Origin of the sequence: Corynebacterium glucuronolyticum DSM 44120, assembly GCF_030440595.1 — a bacterium.
Taxonomy (GTDB): domain Bacteria; phylum Actinomycetota; class Actinomycetes; order Mycobacteriales; family Mycobacteriaceae; genus Corynebacterium; species Corynebacterium glucuronolyticum.
This window is the reverse complement of record NZ_CP047452.1, coordinates 971891-988412: the sequence shown is the minus strand read 5'-3', so window position 1 is coordinate 988412 and position 16522 is coordinate 971891. Positions and strand designations below refer to the sequence as shown.

Here is a 16522-nt window from a genome sequence, read left to right as displayed (position 1 = left end):
ATCTCCTCCGGTTATGCCTGCAGTCGCTTCGCAGCGGCGATCGCGTCCTCGTCGGTGATAGTCATCGCAATGCGGACGTGCTCAGCGCCAGCGGGACCGTAGAAATCACCAGGCGTGACAAGGAGCCCGCGCTCAGCGAACCACCGTGCCGTGTCCCAGCAGTTTTCACTGCGGGTGACCCACAGGTACAGGCCGGCATCTGAGTGATCGATGGTCAGCCCCGCAGCCGTTAAAGCCTCAGACAGTACTTTCCGACGGGCGAAGTAGCGGGCCTTTTGGAAAGACTCCTGCTCATCGTCGTTAAGGGCGGCAATCGTCGCATACTGCACCGGGTACGGCATCATGAAGCCGCCGTGCTTGCGGATGAGAGTGAGCTCGTCGATCAGATCCTTGTCCCCCACGACGAAACCGGAACGGTACCCCGCAAGGTTCGATGTCTTGGACAGCGAGTGAACGGCGATGAGGCCGGTATGGTCGCCATCGCACACCGCCGGATCGAGGATCGACACGGGCTTCTTATCCGTCCACCCCATCCCCAGGTAACACTCGTCGCTGACGAGGATCGCGCCACGCTCCCGCGCATCAGCCACGTACTCACGCAGCTGCTCCACGGTCAGAACCTCGCCGGACGGGTTGTTCGGGGAATTAATGAAGGTGAGATCCGCGCCCTCCTTCACAATCTTCGCATCGGCGAAAATCGCCCCGATTTCGTAGGTGGGGTAGGCAAGTTCCGGGTAGGCGACGCTCTCCACGCGCAGCTGTGCGGGCAGGTTCGCGATGAGCTCCTTCGTGCCGATGACCGGCAGCACCCCCGTGATCCCCTGCATGTTGTAGCGGCGCTCGAGGGAGGAGACAATGGCCTCGCGAAGCTCGGGGACCCCGATGGTGGGCGGGTAGCCCGACAGCGCGGCCGCTTCCGACAACGCCACCTGGATGGATGGGAAGACGGGGTCGACCGGTGCCCCGACGGTCAGTTTGACCATGCCGTCGGGGTGGTTCTTCGCGGTTTCTTCCAGCGGGGCGAGTTGATCCCACGGGAATACAGGGAGCTTAATGGGGTGTCGCACGTTCAATCACCGTCTCTTTTCGCAATATACAAACGGGCTGCGGTTTACCGCAGCCCGCACGGAGGTTCCAGCGTTTTTCCTACGCTAGGTTCCTATTCGCCATCCTTCTTGGGGAGCTTTGCCACCAGTGGCGGATCGAAGTCCTGCGCGCCGAGTTTTGCTGCCCCACCCGGGGATCCGAGATCCTCGAAGAACGCGGCGTTGGCCTCGTTGTAGTCGATCCACTCGTCCGGAACATCATCCTCGTAGAAGATGGCCTCTACCGGACACACCGGCTCGCATGCGCCACAGTCAACGCACTCGTCCGGATGGATGTACAGGCTTCGTGCACCCTCATAGATGCAGTCCACGGGACATTCTTCAACACATGCCTTGTCCTTAACATCAACGCATGGTTCAGCGATTGTGTATGTCATTTACCTCTCCACATCTGGGTTATCTTCCGCCATTGTAATAAGGGGCCATAGTCCACCACAAACCCCCGCGCCGATAAGCGCGATTGTGCGTGGGCCAACAGGCAACAAAATGTCCGGGCGCTGGGGTGCCAGCCACACGAGGATGCCGACAACGGCGAGCCACACAACGAGGGGAACCCCAGCGACAAGGCGGGAGGAGGTCCACAACCGCGAGGTTCTGCTCAGCACCATGGTGAACAGGAAGGCCACCACCACGGTGTACGGCACTTTCGCCCCGAGGTAAACCACCTCGAGGAGTGCGGAAATCGCCGCGAACAGCGAAAGCCACACATACGCTGTACCGATTCCCTTCCGGTTTCGCATCCTTTCTAAACTGCCTGGTAGTCGGCGGGTGCGACCTGGTAGTGCTCACGCCGACGAAGCGGCTGGCTCATGAGGTTGGACAGGCAGAAAACGTAGCCGTCGGCCTGGGCGAAGGCCTGATGGGGGTTGACGTCACTGACCGAGCCATCGGCGATCCACAGCTGCGTCGCGTGTGCCTTCATCGCCTCTGCCTTCGCGTTGTAGGCTCGTTCGTCCAGCTCAATGACCTTGTCGGAGTGCTCGACAGTGACGATCTCCTCGGGGGTGGGGATCCGCCACGGGGACCGCACGATTCCGGCGAGCCCGGCCCGGACGTCGTCGGCAAGCTCAACAGCCCACCACACGGGAACATCCCCGGCAACGGCATGCGTGAGTTTGTGGGCGGCGATATGGTCGCGGTGGCCGTACGTTCCGAACGGATCATACGTCACCAGGAGGTCAGGATCTAGCTTGTCGACGAGCTCCCGCAGCTTTTCTGTCGCCTCACCCAGCGAGTTGATGAGGGCATTCGGGCGTGCGTCGCCCTCCATCCCCGAGTCACGGAAACGTCCGGCACCGCCGAGAAAATGCCCCGTGCACCCGAGGATAGAAAGCGACCGCTGCAACTCATGGATCCTAAAACCCCCGAGCTGATCGGTGTGATCTACGGTCAGGAGCTGGTACGGTTCGCCGATGACCTCGCCTTCCTCACCGAGCGTGCAGGTGATCACGTGCACATCCGCGCCGGCATGGGCAGCCTCGTACAACAGACCACCGGTAAACAACGCCTCGTCGTCCGGGTGGGCGTGAACCGCAACGACCGTTTTTCCCGACCACTTTTCCATTACAGCTTCCTCCATTCTGGTGCCGTCGGAATCGACCCGGCGGCGAACAATACCGGCCACTGGTCAAGGCTAGCAGCGGGCGTGGTGATCTGTGGCGTGAGGATATCGACGCGTGTATCTGCAACAATCGGCACGCTCACCACCTGATTTCGCTCAATCTGGTCCACTTTCTCTTCTACCGAGGCGCGCTCCCCCGTCATGAACTGACGGAAGGCGAAATCCACACGCTCATCGCAAAAACCAGACAAATTGGATGGACTGTCGCACTGGTAGCGGGAGATCTGCGCAATCGAGTCGCCGGTGCGCTCCCAGGCGACGAAGATATCCGCCTGCGTGGTCTGCGGATCCCCCTGGACGAGCTTGGCCACGAACCCCTTGTTATTTAACGTATCTACAACGGCCTGGGCGAGAGTCGCCGCCTGACTGTCGCGGGAATCGGCGGCAACGTCGATCCGCGTGGACACGAAGTCAGTGCCCACGGAATCCGGTTTCTCCTCGACGTGTGGATTGCGCTTCATGGGGTCGAACACATGCAGGTGCGACGACCTGCCAAGAGCAATCTTGGCAAGCAGATGCGGATCCATCGCGTTGGCAACCACCGTCCGCTGCTCCGGAGTGGTGATGGCAGGCGAATCCATGTTGAATACGAGACTGAGCCTGGCCTCCCGGTCGCGCACACGCACCTGCGTCTCGTTCATCAGTGTCGCCACATCCACCGTGGTCTCCTCGGGGGCCACATCGGAGTAGCTGACGGCACCGCTGCGCATGAGTTGGTACGTGCGGTCGCGGACTTCTTGGAAGGCGAGGATGTCTACCTCTGCCGGGTGCGCGCCCCAATACCGATCGTTGCGGTTGAGAGTTACCACTCCCCTCCCGCGGTCAACCGTCTTCAACATGTACTTTCCCGCCGATGCCGGGATCGAGCTGATGAGCACTTGGTTGAAGGGGACGGTGTCATTAACAAACAGGTGACTGGGGAGCATGTTGTCAAACAGCTGTTTCCACTGCACATACGGGTGTGAGAAGTCAACCTCGACGGTCTTTCCCCCATCAAGCACACGGATCCCCGAGATCGCCTGGTAACCGGCCGCACCAATGACACCGGGCGTGGACACCATGTTTTCCCATAGGTAGCGGAAATCGGCACCCGTGATGGGGGTGCCGTCGCTCCACTGCGCGGCGGGTGCGATGACGTAGCGGATCGTCTGTTTGACCTCTCCTACCGGCTCCACGGGCTCCGCGCTGACGAGCAGATCCGCATTCATCTCGCCGTCGATGAAAGCGGACGGCAAGACAAGGGCGGCCAGCGACTGCGTGAAGGCGGACTCGTCTGCGCGCAGGTGCGGGTTGAACCCCGCTTTAATGGCATCGATACCAACGGTGATCTGCGTGCGCCCCGGGGTCTGTTCGACGGGGACGACGGGGTTTGCCGGTGCCTCCCCACCCCGCACGTCCACTTCGGGTTCTGCCACCGGTGGTGGGCCGGGATTTGCCTGGCACGATGTCAGTATCAGTCCGGCGCTGAGCCCCAGAGCAATAAGAAAAGCGCGCATAAGAATGTATCTTACAGCGCGCTTATCTGCCTGATTGGCTACTTTGCTTTCTTCGCCCGGTTACGAGCCTTGCCACGCTCGGCAGCATCCAACACTGTCTTGCGCAGGCGGATGACATCGGGAGCCACCTCGACGCACTCGTCGTGGGCGCAGAACTCCATCGCCTCATCAAGCGACAGCTTCCGAGCCTTGTTCAGCGTCACCGTCGCGTCAGCCGTGGCGGAACGCATGTTGGTCAGCTTCTTTTCCTTGGTGATGTTGACGTCGATGTCCTCATCACGGTTGGTCATGCCGACAACCTGTCCCTCATAGGACTGAGCACCGGGCTCGACAAAGAACGTACCGCGATCAGAAAGCTGCATGAGGGCATAGGCAGTCACCTGGCCGGAGCGGTCGCTGACGATGGAACCCGTCGTGCGGTCCTTAATCTGGCCAGCCCACGGCTTGTAGCCGCAGGAGTAGTGGTTGGCGATGCCGTTACCCTTCGTCTCCGTGAGGAAGGTCGTGCGGAAGCCGATGAGGCCACGGGCGGGCACCTCGTACTCCATCCGGATCCAGTCCGCGCCCGTCGTGTCCATGCTGAGCAGGACACCCTTGCGGGCGGCCATGAGCTGGGTGACGTTGCCCTGGAACTCGGACGGGATATCGATCACCATGTGCTCGAACGGCTCGTAGGTCTTGCCGTCGATCTCGCGGGTGACCACCTGGGGCTTTCCGACGGTCAACTCGAAGCCTTCACGACGCATCGTCTCAACGAGAACGGACAGCGCCATCTCGCCACGACCCTGGACCTCCCAGGTATCTGGGCGCTCGGTAGGAAGGACACGCAGGGAAACGTTGCCCACGAGCTCCTGCTCGAGGCGTGCCTTCACCATGCGGGCGGTGAGCTTGTCGCCACCGTTGCGCCCGGCCAACGGAGAGGTGTTCACACCGATCGTCATCGAGATAGCCGGCTCATCCACGGTAATCCGCGGCAGCGCCTTCGGGTTGTCCGGATCGGCGAGGGTATCGCCTATCATGATCTCGTCGATGCCGGAGATCGCCGCGATATCGCCTGCGATAACCTCCTCTGCGGGAACACGCTCCATACCGACGGTGCGCAGCAGCTCGGAGATCTTGCAGTTCTTAATGTGCTCGTTGCCCTCGGAATCGTAGTGAATCCAGGCAACCTGCTGCCCCTTCTTTAGGGATCCTGCGTGAACGCGTACAAGGCCGATACGGCCGAGGAAGGAGGAGGAGTCCAGGTTGGTCACGTGAGCCTGCAGCGGGCCATCGTGATCGGCGGAGGGCTCGGGCAGGACGTCGTAGAGAACGTCGAAAAGCGGCTGCAGATCCTTGTTGGCGGGGGCGTTGCCGTTGCCGGGGTTCTCCGTGGAAGCCGTGCCAGCGCGACCGGAGGCGTAGAGCACCGGAATGTCCAGGAGCTGTTCGGCAGCCTCGGCGGCCTCGGGATCCTCGATGGTGGCAGCGAGCTCGAGCAGAAGGTCCTGCGTCTCAGTGACAACCTCCTCGATACGGGAGTCGGGGCGGTCGGTCTTGTTCACGACGATGATGACGGGAAGCTTGGCAGCCAGCGCCTTACCAAGAACGAAGCGGGTCTGTGGCAGGGGCCCCTCGGAGGCATCGACAAGCAGGATGACACCGTCCACCATAGACAGAGCGCGCTCAACCTCGCCACCGAAGTCGGCGTGGCCGGGCGTGTCGATGACGTTAATAATAAGGTCTTTGCCGTCCTTGCCCGCACCCTTGCGGCGAATGGAGGTGTTCTTGGCCAGAATGGTAATGCCCTTCTCACGCTCCAGATCGCCGGAATCCATGACGCGGTCTACGACTTCCTCGTGATCGCCAAACGCGCCGGACTGGCGCAGCATGGCATCGACGAGGGTGGTCTTGCCATGGTCGACGTGCGCGACGATGGCAACGTTACGAAACTCGGTGTCGAGATCGGAATCATGAATGGCTTGAGTCACAAGATTTTCCCTTCGGTAATTGGTCAACCGTAGACACAATACTCCCCGGTAACAGTCTTCGCACGTTAGGTGAGAAATTACACATTTCTCTTTTCAAACGTAACGGATAAACCTCACGACACGACATGAAGAGTGAAAGCGGTGGCACGTGCGTTAGACGTAAGAGTCAAATGCAACTAGAGTTTCTAGTGTCAACCAGAGTGAAAGGTGTTAAATGAGTTACGGGAGTCTCGCGCGACGGATGGCAGCGGCCATCACCGCCATTGGTTTAAGCATCACTGGGGCGACCGCGGCTACCGCTCAGTCGTCCTCTTCTTCCACCGATAACCTCGGGCGCCCGAACCAGGACATCCTCAACGCCGCGACGAACTGGGCAGAAACCCTTCCTGCTCCACTCAAAGACCAGGTACTTGCCGCCGTAGGCTTCTTCGGAGATAACGGAGAGGGCAAGGTCCCCCAAAACGGACCAGTCATCTCCCAATTTCTTTGGCCCACCGTCTCCCGCGGATGTATCGCCGGTGGCGGTGACTCGGTCGGCTCCGCCGTCGCGGTTCCCGGCCCCGCAGATCTCCCCCTCCCCGGCGTAGAACCGGGCAACACCGCATTTGTCTTCACCGCCCTCGGAACCGACGGCGCGCGCGACACAGACATGACGGTGCAGTGGATCAATCTGACAACGCTTCACACCGAAACGACTCGTCTCGAGGCCTCCCCTGACCTCAACCCCGACGGGCCAGCAACGGTAACGGGCACGGCTGCAACGGGTGGTGGTCCCGTCCTTGCCCTTATCCACGGCCACGTTAATGGCTGCTATTTCCCACCGACTGTCGCTTCGTTTTCCGTAGCGTAAAAAGAGGTACTTCGCATGACTGATTTACACCCAGTAAAAAATGAAACCTTTGACACCGCAGCAGGTATCAACCTCGACCCGAAGGGCATCACCCGCCAGGTAGACACCTACCGCGAGGAAGGCCCCGGCCTCTACATGGCCCGCGGCGCAGACCACAAGAACTTCGGTTACCTGGAAAGCTGGCTCCTCCCCGAGTTGAATCTCCGCTTCAACATCTTCCACTACCGCCCCAGCGCCGGAATCCCCGACGGCATCTACATCGACGTTGCGGATATCACCAACGAGGACGGCGTGTGGCACACCCGCGATCTGTACGTCGACCTGTTCCTGCACGACGGCAAGCCCGTCGAGGTACTCGACATCGACGAGCTTGCAGCTGCTACCTCCGCGCACTACATCACGGCAGAGGAGGCGGAACTCGCCATCGAAACGACGCTGCGCGCGGTAGAGGGCATCACCCGCCACGGGGACGACCCGATGGCGTGGCTATCCTCCCTCGGTGTCGACATCCAGTGGGCTGACAAGGAATCCATCGAGCTCACGCCGGCACCTTAGCAGCGTTTACACGAGTCCACGCGCGCACGATCATTTATCGTGGGCGCTACTTTTTTCTCAGCCGTTGATAGACTTCATAGAAAACACACCTGGAATAAATTTTCCATCCCCGACATGAAAGTGGTGACCCCATGGCTGGTGGCCTAGCTGCCCTCCTCGACGACGTAGCGCTCATTGCCCGAGCCGCAGCATCCAGTATCGACGACGTGGCAGCGGCAGCCGGCCACACATCTGTCAAGGCAGCCGGCGTTGTTGTTGACGACGCAGCCGTGACACCACAATACGTGCAGGGTGTCACCCCGGCGCGAGAGTTGCCCATCATTTGGCGCATTGCCAAGGGATCCCTCTTCAACAAGCTGGTTCTTATTTTGCCCTTCGCTCTGCTGCTGAGCTGGCTCGCACCGGCGGCGCTCACCCCCATCCTCATGTTGGGTGGCTGCTTCCTCACCTATGAGGGCATGCACAAGGTCATCGCCAAGATCACCGGCACTGACGAGCAGACCGACACCGTGCAGGTGCAGGGACCCGGCGCGGAGGACGCGCTGGTGAAATCCGCCGTCACCACCGACCTCATTCTGTCGGCGGAGATCATGGTGATCTCCCTCGGCGAGGTCACCGACCAGCCGTTCTTCATGCGCTTGACTGTCCTCGTCCTCGTGGCGATCGGCATTACTGCCCTGGTGTACGGCGCGGTCGCGCTGCTGGTGAAGATGGACGACCTCGGCATGTCCATGGCGAAGTCCTCATCGGAATCCACGCAATCTTTGGGGCGTGGGCTCGTCTCCGCGATGCCCAAGGTGCTGAACGTGATTGCCGTTGTGGGTACGGCCGCCATGCTGTGGGTCGGTGGCCACCTCATCGTCAATGGTGCCGACACCCTGGGGTGGCACGCACCTGCCGAGTACATCCACCACCTGGCCGCAGGGGTCGGCGGTGGCTTCATTGGTTGGCTCGTCGATACGGCCTGCTCCATGGTCGTCGGCGCGATCGTCGGCACCATCGTGGTGATTTTCATCAGCATCTTCCACGCCCTCACAGGAAAAACCGATGAGGAAGAGCACGAGGGCGTGAAGTACTACCTCAACGAGGAGGAGCAGCGCATGGTGGAGGCCTACCGGTCCAACCAGGACAACAACCCGTACACGTACACCATCGCGGCTCCGCACATCGATAACTCCCCCGAAGGCAACGAAGAGGTGCAAGAAAAGCCCACCGACGGGGCGTCGACAAGCAAAAACTAGAGGAAGAGAAGCAGGCTGAGCGCCATGACAGCCATGCCCACGATGACCCCGTAGACGGCGACGTGATGTTTCCCCGTTGCGATGGCCGTGGGAAGAAGCTCGTCAAGAGAAATAAACACCATGATGCCGGCGATAGCAGCAAAACACAGGCCAAGCGTCGCCGGAGTGATAAACGGGTACAGCACAAGGAAGCCGATGAGCGCGCCCGCCGGCTCACTCAAACCGGAGATAAGAGCCCACGTAAACGCTTTGCGGCGAGACCCCGTGGCCTGCCGAATCGGCGCAGCCACAGCAATCCCCTCAGGAATATTGTGAATGCCGATGGCGACAGCAACGGGGATCGCGATCGTGGCGTCTTCCAGCCCCGACAAAAATGTAGCGAACCCCTCCGGGAAGTTGTGGATTCCGATGGCCAGCGCCGTCATAACCCCCATGCGCAGCAACCGTTTGCTGCTCGGCGTGCCGATCATTTCAGGCTCGTGCGGATTGACCTCTTCCGGCACCAGCCGGTCAATTCCCGCGATGATCAACACACCGAGGAAGAACGCCCCCACAGCCGCCCACACCCCGGCTTTTCCCCACGCCTCCTCCAGCTGGCTTATCCCCTCGGGCAGGATCTCCATGAAAGAGACATACAGCATCACACCTGCGGAGAGCCCGAGTGCGCCGGCGAGGAACCGGTCCCCCGGATTGCCCTTGAGCACAGTGATCAGCCCGCCGATGCCTGTTGCGGCACCGGCAAACAGGGTGAGGGCGAAGGCCCCCAGGAAGGTCATCGCGCCGATGGCATACCTTTCGTCGTCTCGTACAGGCGGCGCGCGCCGGGGTGTGACAAGCTACACGGGATCACACGGTGACCCCGCTGCTCAGCGGCGCTCCTACACGTTGAAGTTGAATTCGACCGAATGTCGTTGCAAAGTTACTTTACCGTTAGAGTGCGACAATCAGAAAACAGTAATTACGTCTGCGCAAAGAGAGCATATTAGGCGCACGGAAACACTTATATGTTCTGCGGAAGCCATATGGGGCGTACTCGCAAATACCGCTACTCGCGGAAAAATACCGGGTGAACTCTAGCCCCCTTTACAACTCTGAGCCTAGGAGGGATCCGGCCCCTCTGTCCGGCTCCATAACTCCTATTGTTTCCACATCGCTCCCGTAGAATCCGCATACCCCATATGCATTTCCTAAGAGCCGATGTATGTCTCTCCCTTTTTGACGTGAAGCAATACTGTCCGGCGCAGAAGCACCCATCCAGTCGCAGCAAGTGAGAAACGCCTGAATGCAAGTGCTCCCCGAAATGCAGCCCACGACTGGCACTCTTTGAAAGAGTAGCCTGGTGTGGTCGTGCTTATTACGCTCTGATGTTGGTCTGTCGACCACGCGGGTTCATATCCACGCCCAGAGTGACCCCAAAAGATGCTGACTATCTTGCACGGCCCTGTCATCCGACCTGCGTACAACGAGACGGGCGTGTCGTTGAGCTCTGTGAGTCGGCGTGGGCCCTTTGGCACCACCTTGGGGGTAAGCGTGCTGGCCTAATCCAGCGTCGAGAAGCACCTACAGCAGATCCTTGAGCAGTGCGTTAGCCTCGCCACAACCTATGATGACACAACTCGAAACACTACCCCAGTTATTGATATGTCACTACAAGGAGTGTTCTCCCATGAAAGCGTTCGGATTCTTCAGCTTCGGCCATTATGCCTTCGGTGGCCAGCGCGGGCCGTCTGCAGAAAAGAACGTCACGGACGGGCTGAACCTAATGTCGTCGACCCTGGTCGCCGAGACCACCGCCGAACCCCTGGGCGAAAATGCAGGCGGATCAGATCAGCCGCTACCGCGCCACATGGAAGGGGCGGGCCGCGCTTGGACGCCACGCGATCAGCGTCCCGCCCCATCTTCCCCATCGTCAACGGCCCGGACCTGCAGATGTTCGGCTTGCAGGACTCCGGCTCCGACCAGGTAGGTGCGCTGCCTGATGTAGACTCCACCACCTTTGTCTGCACCTCCGCCGCCGAGACGGACAGGCTCATTGAACAGCTCAAAGCCGACGATACCGTTATGCCCGTCGCCCCCTGCTCATCACCATCCCCACCGGGGTGGGCGTGCACGTCAACGTGAAGATTTTGGACAACTTCGCCAACCATGCCTCCCCCGCGTTGGGTTGGCACCCGGACAGCGAAGGCCCAGCCGCAGGCAATCTCATCGACTAATTCCTGCCAGCCGCAGCATCTTCATGCTTTTGTCAGTTCACTCGATGGTGTATAGTTCAGCACATGCTGACCATTGCTTCGCGCCTCGACGTCATGAACCGGTTCGGCCGGGCCCTGGCGGATCCGACGCGCTCCAGAATCCTGATGACCCTACTAGACGGCCCGAGCTACCCGTCCGTACTTTCGCGCGACCTGGACCTGACCCGCTCGAACGTCTCGAACCACCTGACCTGCTTGCGTGACTGCGGCATCGTCGTCGCCGAGCCGGAGGGCCGCAAGACACGCTACGAAATCGCCGATCCGCACCTCGCGACAGCGCTCAACGCGCTAGTGAACGCGACGTTGGCTGTCGACGAAAACGCCCCGTGCATCGACCCTGAGTGCTCGGTGCCCGGCTGCGGCGGAAAAGGAGTGGACGCATGACTTCAGCATGTGGATGCGACCACGAACCAGCCACGGAAATCGAAGATCTCGATCGGCCATGGTGGAAGGACCCCGAGTTGCTACTGCCGATCTTCTCCGGCGTAGCCCTCTGCATAGGTCTGGCGCTGGGCTGGTCTGGGCTAGAGACACCCGCGACAGTACTGTTCTGGGTCGGCCTGCTGCTAGGGGCGTATACGTTCGCGCCCGGCGCTATCCGGAACCTTGCCACAAAGCGTAAGCTCGGCATTGGCTTGCTGATGACAATCAGCGCGGTCGGCGCGGTAATCCTCGGTTACGTCGGAGAGGCCGCGGCGCTAGCGTTCCTGTACTCGATCGCCGAGGCACTGGAAGACAAGGCGATGGATCGGGCCCAGGGTGGACTGCGGGCACTGTTGAAATTGGTACCACAGACCGCGACGGTGCAGCGCGACGGTACGGCGGTCGAAGTCGCAGCGAAGGACCTCGTGGTTGGCGAGCTGATGCTCGTTCGCCCCGGGGAGCGGATCGCCACGGACGGCATCATTCGTTCCGGACGCTCCAGCCTTGACACCTCAGCGATCACCGGAGAATCCATTCCGGAGGAGGTTGCACCCGGCGACGAGGTGCCTGCGGGAGCGATCAACTCCGCCGGTGTGCTGGAGGTCGAGACGACCGCAGCTGGAACGGACAACTCGCTGACCACACTCGTGGACCTGGTCGAGCAGGCGCAGGCGGAAAAGGGCGACCGCGCACGGATCGCCGACAGGATTGCCCAACCCCTAGTGCCCGGGGTGATGATCCTGGCGGTGCTAGTCGGCGTGATCGGCTCACTGCTCGGCGACCCCGAGACGTGGGTCACCCGCGCGCTGGTGGTCCTGGTCGCAGCGTCGCCGTGCGCGCTGGCAATCTCCGTTCCGCTGACGGTCGTAGCCGCGATCGGCGCGGCCAGCCAGTTTGGCGTGGTCATCAAGTCCGGCGCGGCGTTCGAGCGGCTCGGCGGCATCCGTCACCTGGCGGTAGACAAGACCGGAACCCTCACCCGCAACCAGCCCGAGGTTACCGGTGTGGTCCCGGCGGTGGGATTCGATCGGGCGCAGGTGCTTGCCTTCGCGGCGGCAGTTGAGCAGCAATCGACGCACCCCCTCGCCGCGGCGATCGCGGCAGCGGGGCCCGAAGCGCCCGCCGCTCTGGACATCAGAGAGGAAGCCGGGCATGGCATCGGCGGCACCGTCGAAGGTCGACGGGTGCTGGTGGGCAGCCCCCGGTGGATCAACGCCGGGCCACTGAATGCAGACGTTGAGCGCATGGAGTCCGAGGGCCAAACCTGCGTACTGGTCACCGTCGATGACGCCCTCGCCGGGGCGATCGGGGTCCGCGACGAGCTGCGGCCCGAGGTGCCCGAAGCTGTGCAGACCCTGCACGCTAACGACGTGAAGGTGAGCATGCTCACCGGCGACAACACTCGCACCGCCCGGGCGCTGGCTGAAATCGCCGGGATCGACGACGTGCGCGCCGAGCTACGCCCAGAGGACAAGGCAAGCATCGTCGCCGAACTCTCCTCCAAGACGCCGACAGCCATGATCGGCGACGGCATCAACGACGCTCCGGCACTGGCGGGCGCAACGGTGGGTATAGCGATGGGAGCGACCGGCTCTGATGCCGCGATCGAGTCCGCTGACGTCGCCTTCACCGGCCACGACCTCCGGCTGATCCCGCAGGCACTGCAACACGCCCGCCGAGGCAGCAGGATCATCAACCAGAACATCGTGCTGTCTCTGGCTATCATCATCGTGTTGATGCCGCTGGCGATCAGCGGCGTGCTGGGTTTGGCCGCCGTCGTGTTGGTTCACGAGGTCGCCGAAGTCATCGTGATCTTGAACGGCCTGCGGGCTGCGCAAGCGAAGCGCTGAGCCACACTTTCGTCCATCGTGCCAGCTCTCCGACGCGGATCTTGGAAGGATCGATCTGCTCAGGGACCAAGCGTCATCTCAAAAACTTTTGATGTCGAGCTTCGTCGACACGGCCCGCGACAGCTTGGGCAGTGTGTTTGGCAAAGGGCCCCACGCCCATCAGCGTTGCCGAGCCGTCGCCGGTCCAGTTGCCATAACCGACTAGATGCAGATTCTTCACCGCAGTTTCACGGCCGCGCATGCGGTGGCGGAATGGACCGAGGGATGGACGGAAACCAGTGCACCAGATCAGATGGTCGTGGTCGAGCTCGCTCAAGCTATCGAAGATGGGGGTAGCGGTGAGCTGACCGGAGTTGCGGAGCTCACGTAGATGAGGCAGTGCGACAATGTCCCCGAGGTTCGGGCCGGCATCGCCACCGAGAATTCGGCGGCGGCTGCGGAGAAACAGATCGCGACCATCGACATCATCAGGCATCCAGCGTGGCCGCTCAAGTGTGAACCATGTGACCTCCGACGTCCCGATGAGGTCCGCGGCGATCTGGGCACCCGAGTTCGCCCTACCGACCACAGCGACCTTCGCACTGCGGAATGGTTCGGGGCCGGGGTAGGTCGACGAATGCCACTGGCGTCCGCGAAAAGTGCCGGGATAGTAGGGCACGAAGGGCGCGGACCACGTGCCTGTGGCAGCGACAACGTGTTCCGCCGTGAATTGACCGGCGGTCGTACTGAGGTAGAACATCCCTTCCTCATGGGACACGCTGTGGACATGCACTGGGCGCCCGACCGGAAGGTCGTAGCTTTCCAGATAGTCGATGACATGGCTTGCCGGCGGGTATCCCGGGTAGTGCGGCATGGGCCAGCCGGGCAGATTGGAGAATTCCGCAGCGGAGAAAAGCGTCAATGACGTCCACGTATGCAACCACGCTCCGCCGGGTTCCTCTTGGTTGTCTAGGATCAAGAAGTCCACAATGAAGCGCCGCAAGTAATATGCCGTAGCTAGGCCGGACTGGCCACCCCCTACAACGATGCCAGTGTGATACTCAGTCAATGGAGATCACCTTCTCAGACATCATTCCTCCTATCGCCCGGAAGCGACGCCACACGCAGACAGGACAACACCAGCAACCCCACGACCCTGCTAGACAGACGCTTCATATCCGCAAGTCTAACCAGCGCAGTCAGAAAACTGCGGAACCCACCACTCCGGCCTTTAGCCTGGCGAAGTGCGGAAAAGCACGATATCGAACTGGAATTCTCTCTTAATGCAGCCACCTCGGGATATGTATATAAAGCGCCACTCGATGATGGTGCGGAAGCAGTACCTTGACCTACTGGATTGAAAATGCAGATCTAGGCGAGCCTGGGCCGGTAGCGAAGTCGCTTTCCGGGTTGATTGCTGCCCATCATGACCAAAGTTTCTTTGTATGGAGAATGCACGTAATGAACTGGCTTTCCTGGCAGACGGTAAAGGATTGCTCATCCTTAGCGAGGAAGACCGCTTCCCCTCCACCGCCGCGTCCGAGTTCGAGCCTATGTCCCCGCAAGTCCTTTTCCGCGCCAGCAATGTGCTGAGCTCGATATCCGACCGCCAGTTTAAATCTGGCAAGTACTACAAGGCGACTGACGAAACCGCGATGATGCTCCAGCACCGCACCTCAAAGGGACCGGTTTCCGGAGTCCTGCGTCGGGGTGATCTTGGGCTCGCTGACAATCCAGGTCAGTTCTTTAAACACGCATCTTTTCAAGAGGTGAAGTTTTCGCCAGCCATGACTTCGAATGCTGCCGGCATTGCCGCACAGGCGGCAATTGAGGCAGCGATCGCGGAGATCAAGGAGTATTTGGAGATTATCGATGAGAAGCTCGATGTTCTCCTTCGCCAGCGCAGAATTGATGCGCTGGCCCAGCTTGGCGGTATCCAGTACACGATTGAAGAAGCTGACGAACTCTACCGACGCAGTAACAGCGTTTCGGCAACCACTTGGTCGAAGGTCGACCACCTAGGGTCAGCGCTGAATGGCATCGAGTCTTACGTCATCGAACAACTCGATGACGCAGTTGATCAACTTCGGAAGCATCAGAACAATTCCAAGAAAATTGAGGCCCTTCTTGAAGGCCTGAAGGATGATCTGCGGCTTTGGTTAGGTGTCGCTGCTCGGAGCATCTACCTACATGATCGGATATATGTCATAGAGATCGCTCACGTGAACGAGTTTGAGCCAGCCCAGCTGGATTCTCATCGGGAAGGAATCGTCGAAGCGCGCAAGGATCGATTGGAATCGACCACCCGCCGTTTGCTCGCGATGGATTCAGCCATCCGCGATGCAGCCAAACTGAGCAATCAGGTCTGGGTGACCAAACCGATTCGCGCACGCCACATCACTGCACACGCGAACGATATTCACGACATCATCAGCGCGTTCGCGCAGCATGTTCGGATGAGAGTGGAGGATGCGGAACGTCTCCAGGTCCAGGGCTGGCGTCAATCTGTGATGTCGCTAGCGGGAGACACGGTCAATGCTGCGAAAAGCGCCCGTCAGTCTGTGGTGGATCAGGCTCAGAAGGCCACTGAGAAAATTCGCGATATGAGCGAAGACCGGCTGCTTGCGAAGGCCGCTGAAATCGAAGCCAGACGGGAGAAGGAGGAGCAAAAAGCGCTCGAATCAACCGGTGACGAGGATAATACTGAGGCTGAATCCCTTCCGTCGCGACGCGGTCTCCGCTTCCGCCGAGACGAGAAACGGTTGTAGGGCACCTAGGCTGGGTAGCATGAACGACCTGACCATCGCGCCCGGCCCGGGGATCCCCGACGGTGCGGTCATCGCCGCCGCCGATCTCGCGGAGCGTTTCGCGAAATCGTCGGCTCCGGGTGTCCAGGGCACCAACACGACGGACAGCAAAGTCCAGCTTTCCATCGATGTCGCCGAATGCGCATCGCATACCGACACCCAACGTCACCGTATCTCGCGCAACCTCGAGCACCGCCTAGACGGTTCCGTCTTTGGATAGGTCGGGCGCACGTGCATCTGTGTTTCGCTCCTGGTCCTCTCGCTTGCACCTGTGACACAGCCTCGTGCCTCCGAGTCGTAGCGTTCGGGGGAGCACAATAGCCCCAGTCCTCATCACGTCCCGGGATCAAAGAGTTCAGCGCAGAGGTTAAG

The 16522-nt window shown here is 60.6% G+C and carries 15 protein-coding genes and 2 pseudogenes; 8 read left to right on the top strand and 9 right to left on the bottom strand.

The annotated features are described in order from the left end of the window. Positions 1 to 11: 11 nt before the first annotated feature. From dapC to typA, 6 genes are all read right to left on the bottom strand, one after another. The gene (dapC, locus tag CGLUCO_RS04665; RefSeq protein WP_084035864.1) at positions 12 to 1073 is read right to left on the bottom strand and encodes a succinyldiaminopimelate transaminase; all 1062 of its coding nucleotides are present in this window, start codon (positions 1071 to 1073) and stop codon (positions 12 to 14) included. Positions 1074 to 1159: 86 nt separating this feature from the next. Further along, a complete protein-coding gene (fdxA, locus tag CGLUCO_RS04660) occupies positions 1160 to 1483 on the bottom strand; it encodes a ferredoxin (protein ID WP_005391923.1) in 324 nt (107 codons plus the stop codon). Beyond that, positions 1484 to 1846 carry a hypothetical protein gene (locus tag CGLUCO_RS04655; RefSeq protein ID WP_005391922.1) on the bottom strand — a complete coding sequence of 121 codons (363 nt, stop codon included), beginning with the start codon at positions 1844 to 1846 and terminating at the stop codon, positions 1484 to 1486. 5 nt (positions 1847 to 1851) lie between these two features. Beyond that, the gene (locus tag CGLUCO_RS04650; RefSeq protein ID WP_231286155.1) at positions 1852 to 2670 is read right to left on the bottom strand and encodes a PIG-L family deacetylase; all 819 of its coding nucleotides are present in this window, start codon (positions 2668 to 2670) and stop codon (positions 1852 to 1854) included. Next, positions 2670 to 4223 (bottom strand): ABC transporter family substrate-binding protein, encoded by a 1554-nt coding sequence (locus CGLUCO_RS04645; protein WP_005391920.1) that lies wholly within the window; start codon positions 4221 to 4223, stop codon positions 2670 to 2672. The genes CGLUCO_RS04650 and CGLUCO_RS04645 overlap by 1 nt, the downstream gene beginning before the upstream one ends. Positions 4224 to 4261: 38 nt before the next feature. Beyond that, positions 4262 to 6193 (bottom strand): translational GTPase TypA, encoded by a 1932-nt coding sequence (gene typA, locus CGLUCO_RS04640; protein ID WP_005391919.1) that lies wholly within the window; start codon positions 6191 to 6193, stop codon positions 4262 to 4264. Between the two features lie 214 nt (positions 6194 to 6407). Between typA and CGLUCO_RS04635 the strand changes: the two genes are divergently transcribed. The 3 genes from CGLUCO_RS04635 (at position 6408) to CGLUCO_RS04625 (ending at position 8839) form a co-directional block, all read left to right on the top strand. Continuing rightward, a complete protein-coding gene (locus CGLUCO_RS04635) occupies positions 6408 to 7043 on the top strand; it encodes an Rv1157c family protein (RefSeq protein WP_005395894.1) in 636 nt (211 codons plus the stop codon). Positions 7044 to 7058: 15 nt separating this feature from the next. Then, positions 7059 to 7598, top strand: a complete 540-nt coding sequence (locus CGLUCO_RS04630) for a ribonuclease FAU-1 family protein (RefSeq protein WP_005395891.1) — start codon at positions 7059 to 7061, stop codon at positions 7596 to 7598. Between the two features lie 131 nt (positions 7599 to 7729). Continuing rightward, positions 7730 to 8839, top strand: coding sequence for a DUF808 domain-containing protein (locus tag CGLUCO_RS04625; protein WP_005395888.1), 1110 nt, complete (start codon positions 7730 to 7732; stop codon positions 8837 to 8839). Here CGLUCO_RS04625 and zupT read toward each other — a convergent pair. Continuing rightward, entirely contained in the window at positions 8836 to 9615 is a 780-nt protein-coding gene (gene zupT, locus CGLUCO_RS04620) for a zinc transporter ZupT (protein ID WP_084035866.1), read from the bottom strand. The two genes, CGLUCO_RS04625 and zupT, sit on opposite strands and share 4 nt — an antisense overlap. A gap of 608 nt (positions 9616 to 10223) precedes the next feature. Then, positions 10224 to 10377: pseudogene (locus CGLUCO_RS13115) on the bottom strand (IS256 family transposase); the annotation flags it as partial. A 328-nt stretch (positions 10378 to 10705) separates the two neighbouring features. Here CGLUCO_RS13115 and CGLUCO_RS04615 point away from each other — a divergent pair. The 3 genes from CGLUCO_RS04615 to CGLUCO_RS04605 all read left to right on the top strand — a co-directional run bounded on the left by CGLUCO_RS04615 (position 10706) and on the right by CGLUCO_RS04605 (position 13364). Beyond that, positions 10706 to 10960 (top strand): hypothetical protein, encoded by a 255-nt coding sequence (locus CGLUCO_RS04615; protein ID WP_005391912.1) that lies wholly within the window; start codon positions 10706 to 10708, stop codon positions 10958 to 10960. 155 nt (positions 10961 to 11115) lie between these two features. After that, positions 11116 to 11475: a Cd(II)/Pb(II)-sensing metalloregulatory transcriptional regulator CmtR gene (gene cmtR / locus CGLUCO_RS04610; protein ID WP_005391911.1), complete on the top strand. Its 360-nt coding sequence runs from the start codon at positions 11116 to 11118 to the stop codon at positions 11473 to 11475. Then, positions 11472 to 13364, top strand: coding sequence for a heavy metal translocating P-type ATPase (locus CGLUCO_RS04605; RefSeq protein ID WP_005391910.1), 1893 nt, complete (start codon positions 11472 to 11474; stop codon positions 13362 to 13364). The genes cmtR and CGLUCO_RS04605 overlap by 4 nt, the downstream gene beginning before the upstream one ends. A 73-nt stretch (positions 13365 to 13437) precedes the next feature. Here the strand turns inward: CGLUCO_RS04605 and CGLUCO_RS04600 are convergent, their stop codons facing one another. Next, the gene (locus CGLUCO_RS04600) at positions 13438 to 14412 is read right to left on the bottom strand and encodes an NAD(P)-binding domain-containing protein (protein ID WP_084035868.1); all 975 of its coding nucleotides are present in this window, start codon (positions 14410 to 14412) and stop codon (positions 13438 to 13440) included. A 376-nt stretch (positions 14413 to 14788) separates the two neighbouring features. On the opposite strand from CGLUCO_RS04600, the gene CGLUCO_RS04595 reads away from it, so the two are divergent. Next, complete coding sequence (locus CGLUCO_RS04595) at positions 14789 to 16111, top strand: hypothetical protein (protein ID WP_005391908.1); 1323 nt, start codon at positions 14789 to 14791, stop codon at positions 16109 to 16111. A gap of 19 nt (positions 16112 to 16130) precedes the next feature. Beyond that, positions 16131 to 16521, top strand: a pseudogene (locus tag CGLUCO_RS13045) (peptide chain release factor I). The last annotated feature ends 1 nt before the right edge of the window (position 16522 follow it).

Bases quoted from the DNA above. Each gene is read 5' to 3' on its own strand.
- fdxA (WP_005391923.1), bottom strand. From the start codon at position 1,483: ATGACATACACAATCGCTGAACCATGCGTTGATGTTAAGGACAAGGCA.
- CGLUCO_RS04655 (WP_005391922.1), bottom strand. From the start codon at position 1,846: ATGCGAAACCGGAAGGGAATCGGTACAGCGTATGTGTGGCTTTCGCTG.
- CGLUCO_RS04650 (WP_231286155.1), bottom strand. From the start codon at position 2,670: ATGGAAAAGTGGTCGGGAAAAACGGTCGTTGCGGTTCACGCCCACCCG.
- CGLUCO_RS04645 (WP_005391920.1), bottom strand. From the start codon at position 4,223: ATGCGCGCTTTTCTTATTGCTCTGGGGCTCAGCGCCGGACTGATACTG.
- CGLUCO_RS04635 (WP_005395894.1), top strand. From the start codon at position 6,408: ATGAGTTACGGGAGTCTCGCGCGACGGATGGCAGCGGCCATCACCGCC.
- CGLUCO_RS04630 (WP_005395891.1), top strand. From the start codon at position 7,059: ATGACTGATTTACACCCAGTAAAAAATGAAACCTTTGACACCGCAGCA.
- CGLUCO_RS04625 (WP_005395888.1), top strand. From the start codon at position 7,730: ATGGCTGGTGGCCTAGCTGCCCTCCTCGACGACGTAGCGCTCATTGCC.
- zupT (WP_084035866.1), bottom strand. From the start codon at position 9,615: ATGACCTTCCTGGGGGCCTTCGCCCTCACCCTGTTTGCCGGTGCCGCA.
- cmtR (WP_005391911.1), top strand. From the start codon at position 11,116: ATGCTGACCATTGCTTCGCGCCTCGACGTCATGAACCGGTTCGGCCGG.
- CGLUCO_RS04605 (WP_005391910.1), top strand. From the start codon at position 11,472: ATGACTTCAGCATGTGGATGCGACCACGAACCAGCCACGGAAATCGAA.
- CGLUCO_RS04595 (WP_005391908.1), top strand. From the start codon at position 14,789: ATGGAGAATGCACGTAATGAACTGGCTTTCCTGGCAGACGGTAAAGGA.